17 protein-coding genes are annotated in these 19,306 nt (G+C 70.6%); 7 read left to right on the plus strand and 10 right to left on the minus strand.

What is annotated here, in order from left to right:
- Positions 1-1,134 (minus strand): acyl-CoA dehydrogenase family protein, encoded by a 1,134-nt coding sequence (locus ACIBJH_RS05080; protein WP_399115428.1) that lies wholly within the window; start codon positions 1,132-1,134, stop codon positions 1-3.
- Positions 1,134-2,330: an amidohydrolase family protein gene (locus ACIBJH_RS05085; RefSeq protein ID WP_262063418.1), complete on the minus strand. Its 1,197-nt coding sequence runs from the start codon at positions 2,328-2,330 to the stop codon at positions 1,134-1,136. The genes ACIBJH_RS05080 and ACIBJH_RS05085 overlap by 1 nt, the downstream gene beginning before the upstream one ends.
- Positions 2,331-2,416: 86 nt before the next feature.
- On the opposite strand from ACIBJH_RS05085, the gene ACIBJH_RS05090 reads away from it, so the two are divergent.
- Complete coding sequence (locus tag ACIBJH_RS05090) at positions 2,417-3,958, plus strand: class I adenylate-forming enzyme family protein (RefSeq protein ID WP_399115429.1); 1,542 nt, start codon at positions 2,417-2,419, stop codon at positions 3,956-3,958.
- On the opposite strand, the gene ACIBJH_RS05095 is transcribed toward ACIBJH_RS05090, so the two are convergent.
- Together ACIBJH_RS05095 and ACIBJH_RS05100 are read right to left on the minus strand one after the other, a co-directional pair.
- Entirely contained in the window at positions 3,942-4,454 is a 513-nt protein-coding gene (locus tag ACIBJH_RS05095) for an EF-hand domain-containing protein (protein ID WP_019075570.1), read from the minus strand. The two genes, ACIBJH_RS05090 and ACIBJH_RS05095, sit on opposite strands and share 17 nt — an antisense overlap.
- 141 nt (positions 4,455-4,595) lie before the next feature.
- Entirely contained in the window at positions 4,596-4,985 is a 390-nt protein-coding gene (locus ACIBJH_RS05100; RefSeq protein WP_399115430.1) for an STAS domain-containing protein, read from the minus strand.
- 334 nt (positions 4,986-5,319) lie between these two features.
- Here ACIBJH_RS05100 and ACIBJH_RS05105 point away from each other — a divergent pair, with 334 nt between their 5' ends.
- Both ACIBJH_RS05105 and ACIBJH_RS05110 read left to right on the plus strand, forming a co-directional pair.
- On the plus strand, positions 5,320-5,901 hold the full coding sequence (locus ACIBJH_RS05105; protein ID WP_019075572.1) for a sigma-70 family RNA polymerase sigma factor: 582 nt from the start codon (positions 5,320-5,322) through the stop codon (positions 5,899-5,901).
- Between the two features lie 59 nt (positions 5,902-5,960).
- Positions 5,961-7,151, plus strand: coding sequence for a maleylpyruvate isomerase N-terminal domain-containing protein (locus ACIBJH_RS05110; RefSeq protein ID WP_399115611.1), 1,191 nt, complete (start codon positions 5,961-5,963; stop codon positions 7,149-7,151).
- A 173-nt stretch (positions 7,152-7,324) separates the two neighbouring features.
- On the opposite strand, the gene purU is transcribed toward ACIBJH_RS05110, so the two are convergent.
- Together purU and ACIBJH_RS05120 are read right to left on the minus strand one after the other, a co-directional pair.
- Positions 7,325-8,206: a formyltetrahydrofolate deformylase gene (gene purU, locus ACIBJH_RS05115; protein ID WP_399115431.1), complete on the minus strand. Its 882-nt coding sequence runs from the start codon at positions 8,204-8,206 to the stop codon at positions 7,325-7,327.
- A 106-nt stretch (positions 8,207-8,312) separates the two neighbouring features.
- Entirely contained in the window at positions 8,313-8,813 is a 501-nt protein-coding gene (locus ACIBJH_RS05120) for a hypothetical protein (RefSeq protein ID WP_399115432.1), read from the minus strand.
- Positions 8,814-8,930: 117 nt separating this feature from the next.
- Between ACIBJH_RS05120 and ACIBJH_RS05125 the strand changes: the two genes are divergently transcribed.
- Positions 8,931-10,244 carry an ABC transporter substrate-binding protein gene (locus ACIBJH_RS05125; protein WP_399115433.1) on the plus strand — a complete coding sequence of 438 codons (1,314 nt, stop codon included), beginning with the start codon at positions 8,931-8,933 and terminating at the stop codon, positions 10,242-10,244.
- 27 nt (positions 10,245-10,271) lie between these two features.
- On the opposite strand, the gene ACIBJH_RS05130 is transcribed toward ACIBJH_RS05125, so the two are convergent.
- Together ACIBJH_RS05130 and ACIBJH_RS05135 are read right to left on the minus strand one after the other, a co-directional pair.
- A complete protein-coding gene (locus ACIBJH_RS05130) occupies positions 10,272-12,011 on the minus strand; it encodes a hypothetical protein (protein ID WP_399115434.1) in 1,740 nt (579 codons plus the stop codon).
- A gap of 201 nt (positions 12,012-12,212) precedes the next feature.
- Positions 12,213-13,598: a transcriptional regulator gene (locus ACIBJH_RS05135; protein WP_399115435.1), complete on the minus strand. Its 1,386-nt coding sequence runs from the start codon at positions 13,596-13,598 to the stop codon at positions 12,213-12,215.
- A 265-nt stretch (positions 13,599-13,863) separates the two neighbouring features.
- On the opposite strand from ACIBJH_RS05135, the gene ACIBJH_RS05140 reads away from it, so the two are divergent.
- The 3 genes from ACIBJH_RS05140 (at position 13,864) to ACIBJH_RS05150 (ending at position 16,982) form a co-directional block, all read left to right on the plus strand.
- Positions 13,864-14,517 carry a bifunctional DNA primase/polymerase gene (locus tag ACIBJH_RS05140; RefSeq protein WP_399115436.1) on the plus strand — a complete coding sequence of 218 codons (654 nt, stop codon included), beginning with the start codon at positions 13,864-13,866 and terminating at the stop codon, positions 14,515-14,517.
- A gap of 84 nt (positions 14,518-14,601) precedes the next feature.
- The gene (locus ACIBJH_RS05145) at positions 14,602-15,375 is read left to right on the plus strand and encodes an ABC transporter ATP-binding protein (protein WP_399115437.1); all 774 of its coding nucleotides are present in this window, start codon (positions 14,602-14,604) and stop codon (positions 15,373-15,375) included.
- Complete coding sequence (locus ACIBJH_RS05150) at positions 15,372-16,982, plus strand: transporter (RefSeq protein WP_399115438.1); 1,611 nt, start codon at positions 15,372-15,374, stop codon at positions 16,980-16,982. Before ACIBJH_RS05145 ends, ACIBJH_RS05150 begins: the two co-directional genes overlap by 4 nt.
- A 114-nt stretch (positions 16,983-17,096) precedes the next feature.
- Here ACIBJH_RS05150 and ACIBJH_RS05155 read toward each other — a convergent pair whose 3' ends face one another.
- Both ACIBJH_RS05155 and ACIBJH_RS05160 read right to left on the minus strand, forming a co-directional pair.
- Positions 17,097-17,954, minus strand: coding sequence for an alpha/beta fold hydrolase (locus tag ACIBJH_RS05155; protein WP_399115439.1), 858 nt, complete (start codon positions 17,952-17,954; stop codon positions 17,097-17,099).
- Between the two features lie 518 nt (positions 17,955-18,472).
- Positions 18,473-19,165, minus strand: a complete 693-nt coding sequence (locus ACIBJH_RS05160) for a metal-dependent transcriptional regulator (protein ID WP_019075666.1) — start codon at positions 19,163-19,165, stop codon at positions 18,473-18,475.
- Positions 19,166-19,306: the final 141 nt, after the last annotated feature.

Here is a 19,306-nt window from a genome sequence, read left to right on the forward strand (position 1 = left end):
TCACCTCCCCTTCGGCAACCCGAGAATCCGCTCGGCCACGATGTTCTGCTGAATCTGCGAGGTCCCCGCAGCGATCGTGTACGACAGCGACGACAACCGATCGAGCACCCAAGGCCGCTCCAGATCAAGGGAGTTGGGCCCAAGCACATCCGCAGCGGCGTCGTACAACTCCTGCCGCGCATGCGAGTACCGGAGTTTGAAGACCGACCCGCCCACACCCGGAACGCCGCCGGAGGCTTCCGCCTCACTCACGTTCCACTGAGTAAGCCGCCACAACGCCCGGAACTCGGCGTTCAACCGCCCCAGTTGCCGCCGCAGCACAGGATCGTCCCAACGCCCATTGCTCCGCGCCTCGCGAGCCAGCTCGCCCAACACCCGCCGACAGGCGACGACCTCACCCACAAAAGCCGTACCGCGCTCGAACGACAGCGTCACCATCGTCACGCGCCACCCGTCGTTCTCGTCCCCCACCCGGTTGCCGACAGGCACCCGCACCTCGTCGAGGAACACCTCGGCGAACTCCGCGGACCCGGCGAGCGTCCGCAGCGGCCGTACGGTGATGCCCGCCGCGTCCATCGGCATGGCGAGCCAACTGATCCCCCGATGCTTGGGCGCCGCAGGATCCGTCCGCACCAACAGCTCGCACCAGTCGGCGACTTCGGCGTGCGAGGTCCAGATCTTGGAACCGGTCACCACATACTCGTCGCCGTCCCGCCACGCGCGCGTGCGCAGCGACGCGAGGTCGGAACCGGCCTCGGGTTCGCTGAACCCCTGGCACCACACCTCGTCGCCGCGCAGCACGGGCGGCAGCCACCGCTCCCGCTGCTCGGGCGTGCCCTCGGCGGCTATCGTCGGCCCGGCGTGCAACAGCCCCACGAAGTTGGCCCCCACGTAGGGTGCGCCCGCCTTCTCCGTCTCCTCCAGGAAGATCAGCCGGGTGGTCGGAGACGCGTCCCAGTGCACATCGCCGTACCCGGCGTCGTACAACATCCGCTGCCAGCCGAGGTCGTAGAGGCGCCGGCCCGGCCAGTCGTCCGGAGACGGCTTCGAGGGCAACGTGGGGAGCACCTTGGCCAGCCACTCCCGCAAGCGCGCCCGGTACTCGTCCTCCTCGGCCGTGTACGAGAGGTCCATTACCGGTCGAGGTCCAGGCCCAGCATGCGGATCGCGTTGCCCCGCATGAGCTTGTAGACGGTCTCGTCGTCGAGACCCTTCACGTGGTCGAGGGCGACTTCCTTGGTGTGCGGGAAGGTCGAGTCGACGTGCGGGTAGTCGGTCTCGAAGGTCGCGTTGTCCCGCCCCACCACGTCCAGCGAGGCGACCCCGTGCTTGTCGCGGAAGAAGCAGCAGAACATCTGCCGGTAGTAGTACGTGGACGGCGGGTCGGGGATGAGATCCCGCACCCCGCCCCACGCGCGGTGCTCCTCCCACACGTCGTCGGCACGCTCCAGGGCGTACGGGATCCAGCCCATCTGGCCTTCGGAGTAGGCGAGTTTGAGGGTCGGGAACTTCACCAGGACCCCGCTGAAGAGGAAGTCCATCATCGAGGCCATCGCGTTGTTGAAGGAGAGCGAGGCCTGTACGGCGGGGGGCGCGTCGGGGGATGCGGCGGGCATCTGGGAGCTGCTGCCGATGTGCATGTTGACGACCGTGCCGGTCTCCTGGCAGACGGCGAAGAACGGGTCCCAGTAGCCGGAGTGGATCGACGGCAGCCCCAGATACGTCGGAATCTCGCTGAAGGTGACCGCGCGGACGCCCCGTGCCGCGTTGCGCCGGATCTCCTCGACCGCCAACTCCACGTCCCACAAAGGGATCAGGCAGAGCGGGATGAGCCGGCCGCCGCTGTCGCCGCACCACTCCTCGACCATCCAGTCGTTGTAGGCGCGGACGCAGGCGAGGGCGACCTCCTTGTCGTGCGCCTCGGCGAAGGTCTGGCCGCAGAAGCGCGGGAAGGTCGGGAAGCAGAGCGAGCCCTCGACATGGTTGAGGTCCATGTCCGCGAGCCGCGCCTTGGGGTCCCAGCAGCCGCGGCGCATCTGTTCGCGGGTGATGCCTTCCAGGGTCATCTCGTCGCGGTCGAAGCCGACGGCGGCGATGTTGCGCTTGTACGGGAACTTGAGGTCCTCGTAGATCCACCAGTCGGTGGGCGGGCCGTCCGGGTCCATCGTGATCTGGTATTTGCCCGCCACGTAGGCGAGTTCACCGATTCCGGCGGTGAGCGGCTGGGGGCCGCGCTCGCGGTACTTCGCCGGCAGCCAGGTCTCGAAGAGGTGCGCGGGTTCGATCACATGGTCGTCGACGCTGATGATGCGGGGCAGTTCGGTGGTCATGGGTTCCCCTCCGCCGGACGGTACTTATCTGATGACCCGTCAGATAGCATGTCACCTGACGAGTCGTCAGCCAAGGAGGGGGCACCATGAACGAGACGCCGCACTCCCTGAGTTCCGCCCGCACGCTGTGGGAACTGGTCGTCCGCCGCGCCGAGTTGACCCCCGACCGGCCCGTTTTCCTCCAGGACGACCGCGCCCTGACCTTCGGCGGGTTGCGGGACCGGTCGGAGCGGGTGGCGGCGGGCCTGTACGGCATGGGCGTACGGCCCGGCACGGTCGTCGCCTGGCAGCTGCCCACCCGCATCGAGACCGCCCTGCTCTCCTTCGCGCTGGCCCGCCTGGGCGCCGTACAGACGCCGGTGATCCCCTTCTACCGCGACCGCGAAGTCGGCTTCGCGCTGCGGGAGTCGAAGGCGGAGTACTTCGCGGTGCCGGGCACCTGGCGCGGCTTCGACCACACGGAGATGGCGCGGCGGCTCGGCGCGCGGGGGATCTTCGAGGCGTACGACGACGCCCGACTCCCGGACGGAGAGCCGTCCTTGCTCCCGCCACCGCCCGCCGACGGCACCTCGGTCCGCTGGATCTACTGGACCTCCGGCACCACCTCCGACCCCAAGGGCGTGCTGCACACGGACCGTTCGCTGATCGCGGGCGGCTCGTGCCTCGCGCACGCGCTGCGGCTGACGGCGGACGACGTGGGCTCGATGGCCTTCCCGTACGCGCACATCGCGGGGCCCGACTACACGGTGATGCTGCTGCTGTACGGCTTCCCGGCGGTGATGTTCGAGCAGTTCGCGCTGCCGGACGCGCTGGAGGGCTACCGCAAGCACGGGGTGACGGTGGCCGGTGGCTCAACCGCCTTCTATTCCATGTTCCTTGCCGAGCAGCGCAAGCAGCCGGGGACGAAGGTCATTCCCTCGCTACGACTGCTCGCGGGCGGCGGGGCGCCCAAGCCGCCGGAGGTCTACCACTCCGTCGTACGGGAGATGGGGGTCCAGCTCACCCACGGCTACGGCATGACCGAGGTGCCGATGATCACCATGGGCGACCCGGAGGACACGACCGAGAACCTCGCCACGACCGAGGGGCGGCCGCCCGAGGGGATGGAGATACGGATCGCCGAGGGCGGGGAGGTGCGGCTGCGCGGGGAGGCCGTGTGCCAGGGGTACTTGGACCCCGCGCAGACGGCGGAGGCCTTCGACGCGGACGGGTTCCTGCGCACCGGGGACCTGGGGGTCGTCACCGACAGCGGGCATCTCATCCTCACCGGGCGGCTGAAGGACGTGATCATCCGCAAGGGCGAGAACATCTCCGCGAAGGAGATCGAGGATCTGCTCGCCGCGCATCCGGACGTCGGTGACGTGGCCATCGTGGGACTGCCGGACGCGGAGCGCGGGGAGCGGGTCTGCGCGGTGGTCGAACAGCCGCCGGGGGCCAGGGAGTTGACCTTGTCGGCGGTGACGGACTATCTGCGCGCGGAAGGGCTGTCCGTGCACAAGCTGCCGGAGCAGCTGGAGATCGTGGACGCCCTTCCGCGCAACGAGACGCTGCGCAAGGTGCTCAAGTACAAGCTGCGGGAGCGCTATTCGGATCCCGGGACGGATCCCGGAGCTATTCCGGGACGGTGAAGTAGCGGGCGAAGGCGGAGACGATCTCCGCCTCGCCGACCTTGCCGTCGCTGTCCGTGTCGAGTGCGTCGGCCGCCATGGCGGCGATGTCGTCGGGCACCCCGAGTGCCTTGAGGACGCGCACGGTGTCCGCGATGGTGGCCGAGCCGTCGCCGTCCGGGTCCGCGACGTCGAGGGCCGCGTGCAGGAAGGGGCGGCCGATCTCGGCGAAGCGCTCCGGGTTGTCGCGCAGCCGCTTGACCGCGCCGCCCACGAACTCCTCCCGGCTGACCCGCTGGTCGCCGTCCCGGTCCGCGATGCCCGCCATGCCCTGCCAGAACGCCTCCGCGCCGATGTACAGGGCCTGTCCCTTGTCGGAGCGGGCCGCCGTGCCGAACTCCGCGAGCAGCGCCTTGGCCGCCGAGTTGAAGTCCTCCCGGTCGATGAAGCCGTTGCCGTCCTGGTCGAAGGTGGCGAACCGGGCGGCGATCCGTCGCTCGTACTCGGTGCTGACCATGTCTTTCGGGCCGCCTTACTCATGTGGGGGTGCGCTTGGCTGGAGCGTACGACGCCGGGGCGGGTCCGGGAGCCGAAAACGTCGCTTGTACCAAGACCGGGGAAATTCCGAAACAACGGCGTCACCCCGGAAACCGACGCGTCACGCCGAGAGGGGGTCCGCCTCTTCCTCGGGGGCCTCTTCTGTGGCCGTCATCACATCGGGATAGACGTCGAAGAGGCGGCGCACTCCGAGGGCGCCGAGCACGCGGTTGACGTGCGAGCCGTCGACGGCTCCCTGGGCCGGCAGGATCAGCCGCAGATGCCCCTGGCAGGAGCGGATCAGCCGGCGGGCGGCGATCAGCACCCCGACGCCGCTGGAGTCGCAGAACAGCACCTCGGAGAGGTCGACGACCAGGCTGTGGCGGCCGTCCGCCACCACGTCGTGCACCCGCTGGCGCAGCACCGGCGAGGTCACCAGGTCCAGTTCGCCGGACACGAGGAGCACGGACCAGCCGCCGCGCTCGCCGTCGTTCACTTTGAAGGCCACCATCGCGCCTTTCGCTAGCCGGAACTCCCGGAAACCGTCCGGAAACGGAAGCCGTACCTACGCTTCCTTGCAGCGCGGCTGCCCAGCGGCCGTTCCCTGAAACACGGCAACAGAAACGGAAAGCGGTCCGAAGAGGCTTGTTTTAGTCGCCTTCGATCCTGTTCGATCAGTTGTGGACCGCAGTTGTGGACCGGGTAGGCATACGTCCGCTACCACCCGCGCCCCTTCGGGGGCGTGCGATTGCACGAAGGGGCGTGCGCTGTCCGAGGTGCCGACTACATTCGAAGAGACGGTGGGCGCAGGCTTGACTCGGGCACGGACACGGTGAGGGGGCCGCATGGCGACGAAGGACGCACCGCCCCGATGGGACCGCAAGATGCAGCAGCGGCTGGCCCGCGGCGAGGCGGCGGCCCTCGGTGAGCTGTACGACCGCTTCGCCTCCCTCGTGCACGCCCTCGCCCACCGCGTCCTCGGCGACGAGCGCGCCGCCGACGGCATCACCCGCGAGGTCTTCGCCCACGTGTGGGAACACCCCGACGCCTACGACCCCAAGCAGGGCCCGCTGCGCTCCTGGGTGGCCGCGCTGACCGCCCGCCTCGCCGTGCAGCGGCTGCGCGCCACCGAGACCGCCGCCCTCGCCCAGGGCGGCCAGGGCTCCACCGAGGAACTGGAGCGCAAGGTCCGCCGCGCCTCCGTCGCCGCCCGCGCCGACTACATCGTCACGTCCATGCCCGCCCCGCTGCGGGCCGCCCTGGAGCTGGCCTACTTCCAGCGCCGCGACTACCGCCAGACCGCCGTCGACCTCGGCGTCACCGAGGACGAGGCCCGCCGTCGGCTGCGCCTGGGCCTCCAACTCCTGTCCACCGCCCACGACACCGGCGCACCGCCGGAACCAGCGGGACCAGGGGGTGCGGTGTGAGCGACGCGAACGACGAGCACGAGGCGTACGAAGGGCCTGCCGTGCCGCCGCGCATTCCCATGCCCCGGGCCTCCGTCGAGGACGGCGGGCAGCCGTTGCCCGAGCTGGACGAGACCGCGTCCCGGCCCGCGCCGCTGGTCCTGGAGCACCCGGTGCTGAAGGCGCTGCTCGGCGCGTGGGCGCTGGCCGCGTGCTCGGCGGCGGAGACCGCGGCCGTCGAGGAGCACCTCGGCGAGTGCGGCGCCTGCGCGGACGAGGCGCTGCGGCTGCGCGGCGCGGTCGGCCTCCTCCACCCCGTCGAACCCCTCGACCTCGACCCCGGCCTGCGCACCCGCGTCCTGTCCGGCTCCTTCGACCGCCGCCCGCCGCGCATCCCGGTGCCCGAGTGGGCGACGCCGTACGACGCCGAGACCGCGCGCCTGGACGCCCTGCTCCAGGACATAGGCGACGCCGAGTGGCACGCGCCCGTGCGGCTGCGCTGGTTCGACGGCCGGGCCCCGGCGAGCCGTCGTACGACCGTCGCCGGGGTCATCGCGCATCTGCTGACCGTCGACGGCCTGGTCGCGACGGCGCTCGGCCTCGACGACCCGCTGACCGGGGAGACGGCCGACAAGGCCGCGAACCCCGCCGCGCGCACCGAGGCGTACTGGCGCGCCTCGTACTTCCCGCCCACCCGCTCCATCCGCGCACCCTGGCGCGAACAGAGCCACACCATCGTCCGCACGGTGTCGTTCACCGGCACCACCACCGGCAAACGGGCAGTCTCCTACGGCGACTTCGAGCTGCCGCTGCACGACGCGATGCTCGACCGGGCCTTCGAGTGCTGGGTCCACGCGGAGGACATCGCGGACGCGGTCGACTATCCCTACGAGCCCCCGTCACCGCGCAGCCTGAACCGGATGATCGACCTCGCGGCCCGCATGCTGCCGGCGGTGCTGGCCGAGCGCCGGCGCCACGGGTTGGCTGCGCCGGCCGAGGGGCGGCACCTGGTCCCGGCCGGGGATCCCGGACGCAGCCTGCGGCTGGAGATCGAGGGGCACGGTGGCGGTGAGTGGCTGATCCCGCTCGACTCACCCGGGGCGGTGGGGTCGGCCGAGCGGGAAGTGGCCCATATCGCCCTGGATGGCGTGGAGTTCTGTCACCTGGCGGCTGGTCACGTGTCGCCGGAGGACGCGGCGGCCGGGCAGTTGGGGGATCGGGGGGCGATCAGGGATGTGCTGTTCGCTACGGCGAGCTTGAGCCGGATGTAGGCGGGCGGGTGCGGGTAGTCCGTGGTTGCTCGCGCAGTTCCCCGCGCCCCTACAGACGAAACTGAGCCCGAGTCAAGAAGGGGCGCGGGGCTGTGTCGATTGCGGCTCCGCCGCGTGGGCGCGACCAGCCCCCACCGGCTCGCAGCCGCCCACGCACCCGAAGCCCCGAGCTCCTAGGCGAACACCACAGTCCGGCGCCCGTTAAGGAGAATCCGCCGCTCCGCATGCCACTTCACGGCCCGCGCCAGCGCCTGGCATTCAACATCCCGGCCGATCGCCACCAGCTGGTCCGGGGTCACGTCGTGGCCGACCCGCTCGACCTCCTGCTCGATGATCGGGCCCTCGTCGAGGTCGGCGGTCACATAGTGCGCCGTCGCCCCGATGAGCTTGACGCCCCGAGCGTGCGCCTGGTGATACGGCTTCGCGCCCTTGAAGCTCGGCAGGAACGAGTGGTGGATGTTGATGATCCGGCCGCTGAGCGCCTTGCAGAGGTCGTCGGAGAGGACCTGCATGTAGCGGGCGAGGACGACGAGTTCGACGTTCTCCTCGCGGACCAGGTCCAGGACCCGCGCCTCGGCCTCGGCCTTGTTGTCCTTCGTCACCGGGATGTGGTGGAAGGGGATGTGGTACGAGTCCACCAGCTCGGCGAAGTCGGTGTGGTTGGAGACCACCGCGGCGATCTCCACGGGGAGCGCCCCGATCCGCGCCCGGAACAGCAGGTCGTTCAGGCAGTGGCCGAACTTGCTGACCATGAGGACGATGCGCATCTTCTCGTCGGCCCGGTTGATCTGCCAGTCCATGCCGAAGGCGTCACCGATCGCCGTGAAGCTCGCCCGCAGCTTGTCCACGGTCACCGGCGGCTCCGCCGAGAAGTGGACGCGCATGAAGAACAGACCCGTGTCCTGGTCGCCGAACTGCTGGCTGTCCACGATGTTGCAGCCGGTCATGAAGAGGTAGCTCGACACGGCGTGCACGATGCCCTGCTTGTCGGGGCAGGACAGGGTCAGGACGTACTGGTCGGCGGGCGCCGCGGCTCGGGTGGACTGCGCGTTCATGCAGGACAGGGTCCCATATCCCCCTGGGAGGGGGGACCGGCGTCCGCCACCCGGACCGACGGCAACCGGGCGGCCGTAGCCGAGCCGCCTCGCGCCGACTCGCGGTCTACGCCGACCGCGTCATGATCTGCAGCACCTCAAGCGTGCGCGGCGGCACGTCCGGGTCCTCCCCGTCGCTGGACGCCATCCGTACGTGCGCGTCGCGGGCCGCCCGCACCGCCTCCGGCCACGCCTGGTGGTCGACGTACGCGGAGACCGGGGCGTCGGGCCCGACCTGGTGCATGATCCGCAGCACACGCAGGACGGCGGAGTCGACGAGGGCCGCCTCCTGGGAGTCGCGGAAGATCGTGCCGACGTATTTCTCGGCGGACCAGTTGTCCAGCCAGGTGTCCTCGACGAGGCGGTAGACGGCGTCGGTGACGTCCCCGTACCCGTCGACACCGGCCAGCCAGACGTTCTGCTGGAACACCGGATCGGAGAGCATGTGCAGCGCGGAACGCACGTTGCTGCGCCAGCGCCACCACGGCATGTCGTTCAGTGGCATGCCGCCCATGGTGAAGGAGCGACGGGGGCGACGGGAAGAGTTCTCCGGAGCTTGCACGGTCATCGATCGTACGTTCCTTGTCACACGCACAGGAACGCCCCCCGCAATTCACCTCCGCGTCACCACTTGTTGACCAGGAGTCACTCGCGGGTTAGCGGTATGACGGAAGCGTGTGTGTACATGACCGGCAGGCGGCGCAACCGCAGCACCTTCCTCCCCACGTTCACCCGGCCCGTCAGAGCCACCGCCAGATCGGCGGCGGCACTGCTGGCGTGCGCGTCGCTCGCGGCCGGCTGCGGGGTCATCCCCGGCACCTCGGGCTCCGCGGACGCCCCGATCACCGTCATGACCTGGGCGCCCTGGGACACCAACGCGACCAACAAACCCGGCATGCCCGCGATGGCGACGGCGTACGCGAAGTGGATCAACAAGCACGGCGGTCTCAACGGCCGCAAGCTCAAGGTTCTGACCTGCAACGACCACAACACCAGCGTCTCCGCGGCGCAGTGCGCCCGGCAGGCCGTCAAGGAGAACGTCGTCGCGGTCGTCGGCTCCTACAGCGAGTTCAGCGACTCGTTCTTCGCCCCGCTGGAGGGCGCCGGCATCCCGTACATCGGCGGCTACGGCGTGACGAGCGAGGAGTTCACCCGCGCGCTGTCCTACCCCGTCAACGGCGGCCAGCCCGCGCTGCTGGCCGGCCTCGGCAAGCAACTCGCCCCCGGCTGCGGCACGGTGACCCTGGTCCGGCCCGACTCCATCGCCGGCGACGACCTGCCCCCGCTGCTGAACGCGGGGCTCAAGGCGGGCGGGCACGGACCGGCCACCGACCAGCTCGCGGCCGACAACCTCACCGAGTACTCCCGGCAGTCGACGAGCGCGCTGGAGAGCGCGTCCGGCGGCAGCTCCTCGAAGGAGGGGTGCGTGGTGCCCTCGCTCGGGGACCGCACCGACACCTTCATGGACTCCTTCCGGCGCGAGCGCGAGGACTATCCCGCCGTGCGCACCGCGACCGTGCTCGGCAGCGTCGACCAGACCGAGATCAACTCGACGGGCGGGCAGTCCGGTCCCTACGAGGGGTCGTACATCACCGGCTGGTACCCGGTCGCGGGCGACCCGCGCTGGGACCCGATGAAGAAGGCCGTCAACGAGGTGGCCTTCGGCGACAACCGGATCGACCCGGCGGACGCGGGGGTGGAGACGACCTGGATCGCGTACACCGCGTTCAAGACGGTCGTGAACTCGCTCGGCAACGGTGAGGTGACCGCCGACACCGTACGGCGCGCCCTCGACGACGGCGTCAAGATCACCACGGGTGGGCTCACGCCGACGCTCCAGTGGAGTTCCACGGACGACGACGATCTCGCCTCCGTGGGTCTGTCCCGCCTGGTCAACGCCTCGGTGACCCTTCAGGTCGTACGCCAGGGCGTTCTGGTGTCGGCGAAGAAAGGCTTCTTCGATATGACGGGGACACTGGAGAGCGCGAACCTCGACTGAGGTGCGCGCCCGTCCGTGCCTGCTTTCTCAGAGCTGGGTGGGCTGGCGCTGGGTCAGACCGTAGGTCTTCGCGATCGTGTTCCAGAGCGCGGCGGCCTTGGTCTTCTGGTTGCTGGCCACTCCGCTCGCCGCGTTGCCCGCCGCGGTCTGGCCGGTGGTGCGGGCCTGGCCCTTCTTGCAACCCTTCTTGCCGGCGGCCTGGTCGGCCCAGGCCGCGTAGTGGTTGTCCGCCGACGCGGACGCCTTCCACGCGTTGGTGAGCGCGGTCGTCAGGGCCGCGTTGTCGGGCAGCTTGTCCACCGTCAACTGCGAGAGTTTCGTGACCAGTTCGGTGCGCTGCCCGGCCGCGTCCCGCAGGTCGGACGCCGAGTCGCCGAGGTTGTTGCAGGCCTTCACATTGCCCACGGCACGGATCACCGAGGCCCGGCTGCTGCCGCTGTCGGCGAGCAACTTGTCGAGGGCGACGGCCTGTTGCTTGGCGGCGTCGCCGCCCGCCGACGCGGAACCGTCGGTCGCGGGCGACGTCGCGGCGACCGTCTTGTTGTCGTCGCTCTTGCTCCCGCCACCGCTGAGCATCGCCCCGGCACCGACCCCGAGGATCGCGATGACGATCCCGACCCCGGCGATCAACGGCACCCGCGAACGGCGCCCGCCCCGACCACCGTCGTCGTCATGCCCCGGCGGGGCGTAGGCCGGTTCGGCGTAGGGAGGTTGGGCGTACGACGGCTGCGCGTAGCCCTGCTGTCCGTGGCCCTGCTGGCCGTAGCCCGGCTGCTCGGCCCGTGGCGGCTGCTGGAAGCGCGGCAGCTGCTGCGTCGATCCGGCCGGTGCCTCGCCGGTGCGGAAGAGGTTGTCGAACTCGGCGGGCGGCTGCCGGTCCTCCGCCCCGCCCGGCCGTCCCCCGTACCCGGGAGGGCCACCCTGCGCGGGCACCGGCGGGAGGAACTGCGTGGGCTGTGCGTCGGGATGCGCGGCCGGCGGCATCGGCCCGGCACCGCCGGACACCTCGGGCGGCAGTGCCCCGGGCAGCACGGGCGGGAGGAACTGCGTCGCCCCCTCGTCCATCGGCGCGGCCGGGACCGGCGGCAGGAACTGGGTGGCGCCCTCGTCGCCGGGGATGTTGGCCACCGGCGGGATGTACTGCGTCGCGCCCTCGTCGGCGGGCGGCAGCGGGGCGCTCGGGAACGCGGACGAGGAAGAGGACGTGGCGGCGGGGGTGGCGGGGGGCAGGGGCGCGGCGCCCGAACCGGAAGCTCCGTATCCGTAGCCGTAGTCCTGCGTGCCCGCTCCGTAGCCCTGTGCGCCCGCCGCGTATCCGGCGGACTGCTCCGGGGCGTATCCCGGTCCCGTCGGGTACTCCTGCGCGTACGACTGCTGCTGGACGCCGTAGGCCGCGTGCTGGGCGCTCTCCTGGGGCAGCGCCCCCGGCTGGCTCGGGATGCCGTCCTGGGCGCCCCACGGGGAGGGCTGCTCGGGGGCGGCACCCCACTGCTGCGGCTGCTGCTGTGCGTCCCCCCAGCCCTGGCCCGGCGGCGGGGCCGGGGTCCGCTGCTGCTGGTGCTGGGGGTCGGGCTGCTGGTCCGGGCCCCATGACCCGCCCCAGGCCTGGCCGCCCGGGGGTGTGCTCGGCGGCTGCCCGACCGACTGCTGGTTACCGCGCCCGCCCGTCATGCCCGGAAGGAGGGGTTCACCTCCGTCGGAGGGCAGCACGATGCCTTCGCGCGCGGGCCGCGCCGAGGGCTCCTCGCCCTGTCCACTCTGCGTCACCGGGACTCCTACGAATGGGGGACCTTCGGGATCGTCGGTTCACGCTACCGGGTACCCCGAGCCCGGTGCCACGCAGCACTGGACTGGACCTCTCCACTTGTGACCTCGGTAACAACTCCGGCCCCTCATCCGCGCCAAATCCCGTTCCACGCCCTCCTTTCACCACCGGAAGCACCACCGGACGCTTCGTTCACTCCCTGTTCACGCGGCGGCCTGCAACTCCATCCGCGCCCCGAACTCCCGCACCACCGGCTCGTCCCGGTACGGCTCCAGGCGCTGCTGGAAGTCGTCCAGGTACTCGGCGCCCCGGTTGGAGCGCAGCGAACCGAGCAACTCCACCGCTTTCAGGCCCGTGTTGCAGGCCTGCTCGATCTCACGCTGCTGCACCTGCGCGCTCGCCAGCAGGACGTACCCGATGGCCCGGCGGCGGGCCCGCGACTCCGGGTGCCCGTCCAGGGACTCCTGCGCGCACCTGGCCGCCGCCTCGGCCTGCCCCAGATCGCGGTGGCAGTGCGCCAACTCGTCGGCGAGATATGCCTCGTCGAAGTGCCCGATCCACGCCGGGTCGTCCCCGGACGAGGGATCGGCCGCGTCCAGCGCGCTCACCGCGCGCCCCGACGCCAGTTGCGCCGACCGCGCGTCACCCATCAGGGCGTGCCCGCGCGCCTCCGCCGCGTGGAACATCGCCTCGGCCCGCGGCGTCACACGACCGCGCGCCCCCTCCTGCGCCGCCCGCGCCAACTGCGCGATCTCACGCGGGTTCCCGAGCTGCGCGGCGAGGTGACTCATGGACGCGGCGAGGACGTACCCGCCGTATCCCCGGTCCCCGGCCGCCTGGGCGAGGCGCAGCGCCTGGATGTAGTACCGCTGCGCCAGGCCGGGTTGACCGGTGTCGACGGCCATGTAGCCGGCGAGTTCCGTCAACCGGGCGACGGCGGCGAACAGTTCACGCCCCACGGCCTCCCGGTACGAGCCCGCGAGCAGCCCCGAGACGACGCTGTTGAGGTAGTGCACGACGACCGGGCGCACATGCCCGCTGCCGTACTGGTGGTCCAACTCGCTGAGCGCCTGCGTCATCGCGCGCACGGCCGCCACGTCGGACTGACCCACCCGCGGTCCCGCCGCGCGTGCCACCTGCGAGTCCGGCGAGGAGATCAGCCAGTCACGGCTCGGCTCGACCAGCGCGGACGCCGCGACCGACGAACCGGACAGGAAGTCCCGCCGCCCCACGTCACTGCGCCACAGCTCACACACCTGCTCGATGGCCCCGAGCACGGTCGGCGAGAACTGCAGGCCCACACCCGACGCGAGGTTCTTGCCGTTGGCCATACCGATCTCGTCGATCGTGACCGTACGGCCCAGCTTGCGGCCCAGCGCCTCGGCGATGATCGCCGGAGCCCGCCCGCGCGGCTGCTGTCCCCGCAGCCAACGGGCCACGGACGTCTTGTCGTAGCGCAGGTCGAGACCGTGCTCGGCGCCGCACATGTTGACCCGGCGGGCCAGCCCGGCGTTCGAGCACCCCGCCTCCTGGATGAGCGCCTGCAGCCGTTCGTTCGGCTGCCGCGCGACAAGTGGCCTTGCGGCCATGGCGTACCCCCTGGGAACAACCCCTGAAGCGAAAAGATCCGGCCGAGAAGATCAATGCCCAGCGAACATGGCGAAAATGCGAAGCATGCGAAGAATGCCGGGGTAAAAGCTCGTGCCCGCCCCTCACGTGGCTACCCCGATCCCGCCCTCGGTCCTCCCGCGCGCCCCCGCACATGCATCCATGCGCCCCAGTTGCGGAATCGATGCTCCTCCCCCGCGCGCGCTACAGCCGTAACCCGAGGTGGGTGCGGGAGTTGTGTTGGGCGTGGAAGAGACGATCGCGGGCACCGAAGCCGCTCAGATTCCGAAGCAGCGCGGGGAATCGCTGCTGGAGACAGCCGTACGCTACGCCGAGGAGCGCCACTGGGACGTCTTTCCCGGCACCTGGCTGGAAGCCGTCGACGGGGTGCAGCGCTGCTCGTGCGAGGACCCCGCGTGCGCCGCACCCGGCGCACATCCGGCGCGTGAGGACTGGGCGACCCAGGCGACGGGCAGTGCGACGGTCGCGCGCCGGATGTGGCAGAAGCAGCCAGGGGCATCGATTCTGCTGCCGACCGGGCGGACGTTCGACGCGATTTCCGTTCCGGAGACTGCCGGGTTCCTGGCGCTGGCCCGTATGGAGCGCATGGAGTTGACGCTGGGTCCTGTCACGTTGACGCCGGCGCGGCGGATGGAGTTCTTTGTTCTGCCGGGGGCTTCGGTGAAGGTGCCGGATCTTGTACGGAAGATCGGGTGGTCTCCGGCGTCGTTGGATCTTGTGGTGCTGGGTGAGGGTGGGTTTGTGGCGGCGCCGCCCACTCGGTTCGGGTCTCGGGGGGCTGTGCAGTGGGCCTGCCGGCCGACTGCGGCGAATCGGTGGTTGCCGGATGCGGAGGAGTTGATCTCGCCGCTCGCCTATGCGTGTGGGAGGGACCGGTAGCGTTGGCGGGTGCGGGTCGGTGGGGGCTGGTCGCGCAGTTCCCCGCGCCCCTTAGGTGGGACCCCTGACCGTAGGCTGCAGAGTATGACGTCTGCTGCCGTGCGTGTGCGTGGGCTCTGGAAGCGGTTTGGGCAACAGATCGCCGTTGCCGGGATCGATCTGGAGTTGCCCGCCGGGAAGTTCATCGGGCTGGTCGGGCCCAATGGGGCCGGGAAGACCACGACTCTCTCCATGGTGACCGGGTTGCTGCGGCCCGATCAGGGGACGGTCGAGGTCGTCGGGCACGACGTCTGGCGTGACCCCGTGGCCGTGAAGGCGCGGATCGGAGTGCTGCCCGAGGGCCTGCGACTCTTCGAACGACTCTCAGGACGTGAACTCCTCGGCTACAGCGGGCGGTTGCGAGGACTGCCCGGAGCCGAGGTCGACAAGCGGGTCACGCAGTTGCTGGACGTGCTCGACCTGGCGGGGGCGCAGCACAAGCTCGTCGTCGACTACTCGACCGGTATGCGCAAGAAGATCGGGCTCGCCGCCGCTCTCCTCCACAATCCCGAAGTCCTGTTCCTGGACGAGCCGTTCGAGGGCGTCGACCCGGTCTCCGCGCAGATCATCCGGGGCGTCCTGGAGCGCTACACCGCCTCCGGCGCCACCGTCGTCTTCTCCTCCCACGTCATGGAACTCGTCGAGTCGCTCTGCGACTGGGTGGCCGTGATGGCCGCCGGCCGCATCCGCGCCCAGGGCACCCTCGCCGAGGTGCGCGGCGAATCCCCCACCCTCCAGCAGGCGTTCCTCGAACTCGTCGGCGCGGGCGCCCGCGACCACGGCTCCGACCTCGACTGGCTGGGCGGCGGCGCCCGATGACCGACACCCTCACGCCCCCGGCCTCGATCACTCCGGTCGTCGTACGCCTGAAGCTGTCGTTGTTGCGCAACGGTCTACGGCAGTCCGGTGGCCGGCGGGCCGCGTATGTCGCGTCGGCGGTCGTGGCGCTGCTGTTCGCGGCGCTGCAACTGCTCGGGCTGATCGCGTTGCGCGGCGACTCGCACGCCGACTCCGTGGTCGTGATCCTGGTGGCGGTGCTGGGTCTTGGCTGGGCGGTGATGCCGCTGTTCTTCCCGTCCGGCGACGAGACCCTCGACCCGACCCGCCTGGTGATGCTGCCGCTGCGGCCCCAGCCGCTCGTACGGGCGCTGCTGGCGGCCTCGTTGGTCGGCATCGGGCCGTTGTTCACGCTGGTGCTGCTGCTCGGTTCGGTGATCGCGGTCGCGCACGGCGCCGCCGCCTACGTCACGGCGGTCCTCGCCCTCGTCCTCGCGCTGCTGATCTGCGTGGCCCTCTCGCGGGCCGTCGCCACCGCCAACCTCCGCCTGCTGACCAGCCGGAAGGGGCGGGACCTGGCGGTGCTGAGCGGGCTGGTGATCGCGGTCGGCGCGCAGTTGGTCAACTTCGGTGCGCAGCGCCTGGGTTCGTCCGGGCTCTCCCAACTCGACCCGGTGGCACAGGTGTTGCGCTGGGTACCGCCCGCGTCGGCGGTCGGCGCGGTGGACTCGGTGAGCAAGGGTTCGTACGGCCTGGCGACCCTCCAACTGGCCTTGTCCTTGGGTGCTTTGGCGGCCCTGCTCTTCCTCTGGTCGCGCAGCCTCACCAAGTTGATGACCTCGCCCGACGGCTCCACCCTCCAGTCGGCCGAACCGGCCGCGAAGGACAAGCGGTCCGCCGGCGGTCTGGCCCGGCTCCTCCCGGCCGGCCGCACCGGCACGGTCATGGAGCGCAGCCTGCGCTACGTCTGGCGCGACCCCAAGACCAAGGCGGCGTGGGTGACTTCACTGGCGATCGGGCTGATCGTGCCGGTGTTCAACGCCCTCCAGGGCACCGGCTCGGTCTACTTCGCGTGCTTCGCCGCCGGGATGCTCGGCATCCAGATGTACAACCAGTTCGGGCAGGACACCTCCGCGTTCTGGATGGTCGCGATGACGATCTCCACGACCAGGGACGCCTACGTCGAACTCCGCGCCCGCGCACTGGCGTTGCTGCTGATCACCGTGCCGTACGCGGCGCTGGTGACCGTCCTCACGACGGCGATGCTCGGCGACTGGTACCGGCTCCCGGAGGTCCTCGGCCTCTCCTTCGCCCTCCTCGGCGCGATGCTCGCGACCGGCGCCTGGACCTCGGCCCGCTTCCCCTACTCCATCCCCCAGGGCGGCCACAAGAACGTCGCCCCCGGCCAGGCGGGCCTCGCCTGGATCTCCATCTTCGGCGGCATGATCTCGGCGGCCCTGCTCTGCTCCCCCGTCATCGTCCTCACGATCTGGTCCAACGTGAGCGCGGGCGGGGACCAGTGGAGCTGGGTGCTGCTGCCGGTGGGGGCGGGGTATGGGGCGGCGATCACGTATGCGGGACTGCGAATGGCGGCGCCCGGGACGGCGAGGCGGCTGCCGGAAATCTTGGCGGCGGTGAGCAAGGGCTGACTTCCGGCTTTTGTCTTGCTGTCTTTTGTCTTCAGGGGCGCGGGGAACTGCGCGCCCGGCCACAACGCACCCGCAGCCGCCCACGCACCCGACCCCCCGAGCTCCTAGGCGATCTCACACCAGCACCCCATCAAGAAACGGCTCAATAGCCGCCCGCCAAGCCTCAGGCTGGTCGTAGAAAACAAGATGCCCCGCGTCACCCACCTCCGCGTACTCCCCCCTGGGAAGGACCCGCACCATCTCCTGCGCCTCCGCCCGCCCCAGCTCCCCGTCCAGCCCCCGCACGACCAGCGCGGGACACTGCACCTGGGCCAGCTCCTCCCAGTGCGCGTCGTACACCCATGTCTCCCGCGACTTCAGCATCTGTTCCGGCTCGAACACCGGCCGCCACCCGTCGGCTGACTCGTGCATGACCTCGGCGTAGAACTCGCCCCGGGACGGGTTCGGCCGCTCCACCCACGGATCGTCCTCGCCGAACCACTTGCGGACGTCCGCGAGCGTGGCGAAGGGCACGGGCCAGGACTTGAACCAGTCGGACCACTCCCGCTGCGAGGCCGCGCCCAGCGCGGAGGCCCGCATGTCGCAGATGATCAGCCCCCGCACCAGATCGGGCCGCTTCGCGGCGAGCTGCCACGCGGTGAGCGCGCCCATGGCGTGGCCGATGAGGACGACCGGGGCGAGCCTCAGCTGTTCCAACGCGGCCTCCGCGTCCTCCACGTAGGCCTCACGGGTGAACGCCGCCTGCGGCGGCTTGTCGCTCTGGCCGTGGCCGCGCTGGTCGAGTGCGACCGCGCGGTGCCGTTCGGAGAGCCAGCGGGCGGTGGACGCCCAGTGCGAGGCGCGGCCCATCAGGCCGTGCAGTAAGAGAACTCCGGGTGCCCGCTCGATCTCCCCCAGCTTGGGAGGGTCCGCGAACTCCCATGCGGCCAGGCGTACGCCGCCTGCTCCGGTCACGTCGATGCGCCGCGCCATTGGTCCTGGCACCCCCCTAGCCACGCTCTGCCGCTTGTGCCGTTCGTTCTTGCTGCTGTCTCTTCTCTTGCTCGTCTCTTCCTACAGGTCACGCCCCGCGCGTTTCATCACCCACAGGTTATCGAATACAGATTCGAAAATGCGGTCCCCGGCCGCAACACCCCTCGTTCGAGTGACCCCGCTCAAGGAATGATCGCCGCTGCCGAGGGGAGATCTTCAGCGGGAGGCGGACCGCTCGGGGAAACCGGTCCGAAGGGGATGACCTTGAGAGCTCGGGGCTCCGGGTCAGCACAGGGGAGGACAGGCCCCGGCGCCGCACGGCGCCGGGGCCCTCCCCACGTTTGCGGCACATCCTCCCGCCCCCTCACGGTCATATGCCTCACGCGACAGCCTGGCACGCGAAGCGTCCGCGCGCTGCGATTCAGCGCACTGAATCTTGGAATCTCCGCGACCGGCGGAACGCCACAACTGCCTCTCCGGCCCCACGAGTTGACGACCCTGCCGGGTTCAGGGCGTGGTCAGCGCTTGGCGACGAACACATGCGAGGCGATGTCCGAGTCCAGCTCGGCCGCCTCGCCACCGCTGCCCACCAGCACCCCGCCCGCCGACTCCGTCACGCTCACCACCGAGCCGGGCTGCACGCCCGCGCGGCGCAGCGTGTACATCAGCTGGGCGTCCGTCTGGATGGGCTCGCCGATCCGGCGCACCACGACCGTCTTGCCGTCCAGGCCCGGGTCCAGCTCGGCCAGCGACACCATGCCCTCGTCGAGGAACGGGTCCGCCCCGTCCTTCTCGCCCAGCTCCTCAAGACCGGGGATCGGATTGCCGTACGGCGACTCCGTGGGGTGACGCAGCAGCTCAAGGACCCGCCGCTCCACGGCCTCGCTCATCACGTGCTCCCAGCGGCAGGCCTCGGCATGCACCTGCTCCCACTCCAGGCCGATCACGTCGACGAGCAGACACTCGGCGAGCCGGTGCTTGCGCATCACGCGCGTGGCCAGGCGACGGCCCTCGTCGGTCAGCTCCAGATGGCGGTCGCTGGCGACGGCCACCAGGCCGTCGCGCTCCATGCGCGCCACCGTCTGGCTCACCGTCGGGCCGCTCTGGTCGAGCCGCTCGGCGATGCGGGCGCGCATGGGGACCACACCTTCCTCCTCCAGCTCAAGGATGGTGCGGAGATACATCTCCGTGGTGTCGATCAGTCCGGACATACGTGCCCCTCGATTACCTCTGCCCGAAGCTCGGCGGCTCCGCGGCGCGTGCGCTGGCCCTGGACTCAATTCTGACGCATCGCACTGACAACCGTGCCGCGCCGTTGAAACCAGCCGGTTACGGCCGCCCGCGGCGGCCCT

The sequence above is a fragment of the Streptomyces sp. NPDC050548 genome (assembly GCF_044457385.1).
Classification (GTDB): Bacteria; Actinomycetota; Actinomycetes; order Streptomycetales; family Streptomycetaceae; genus Streptomyces.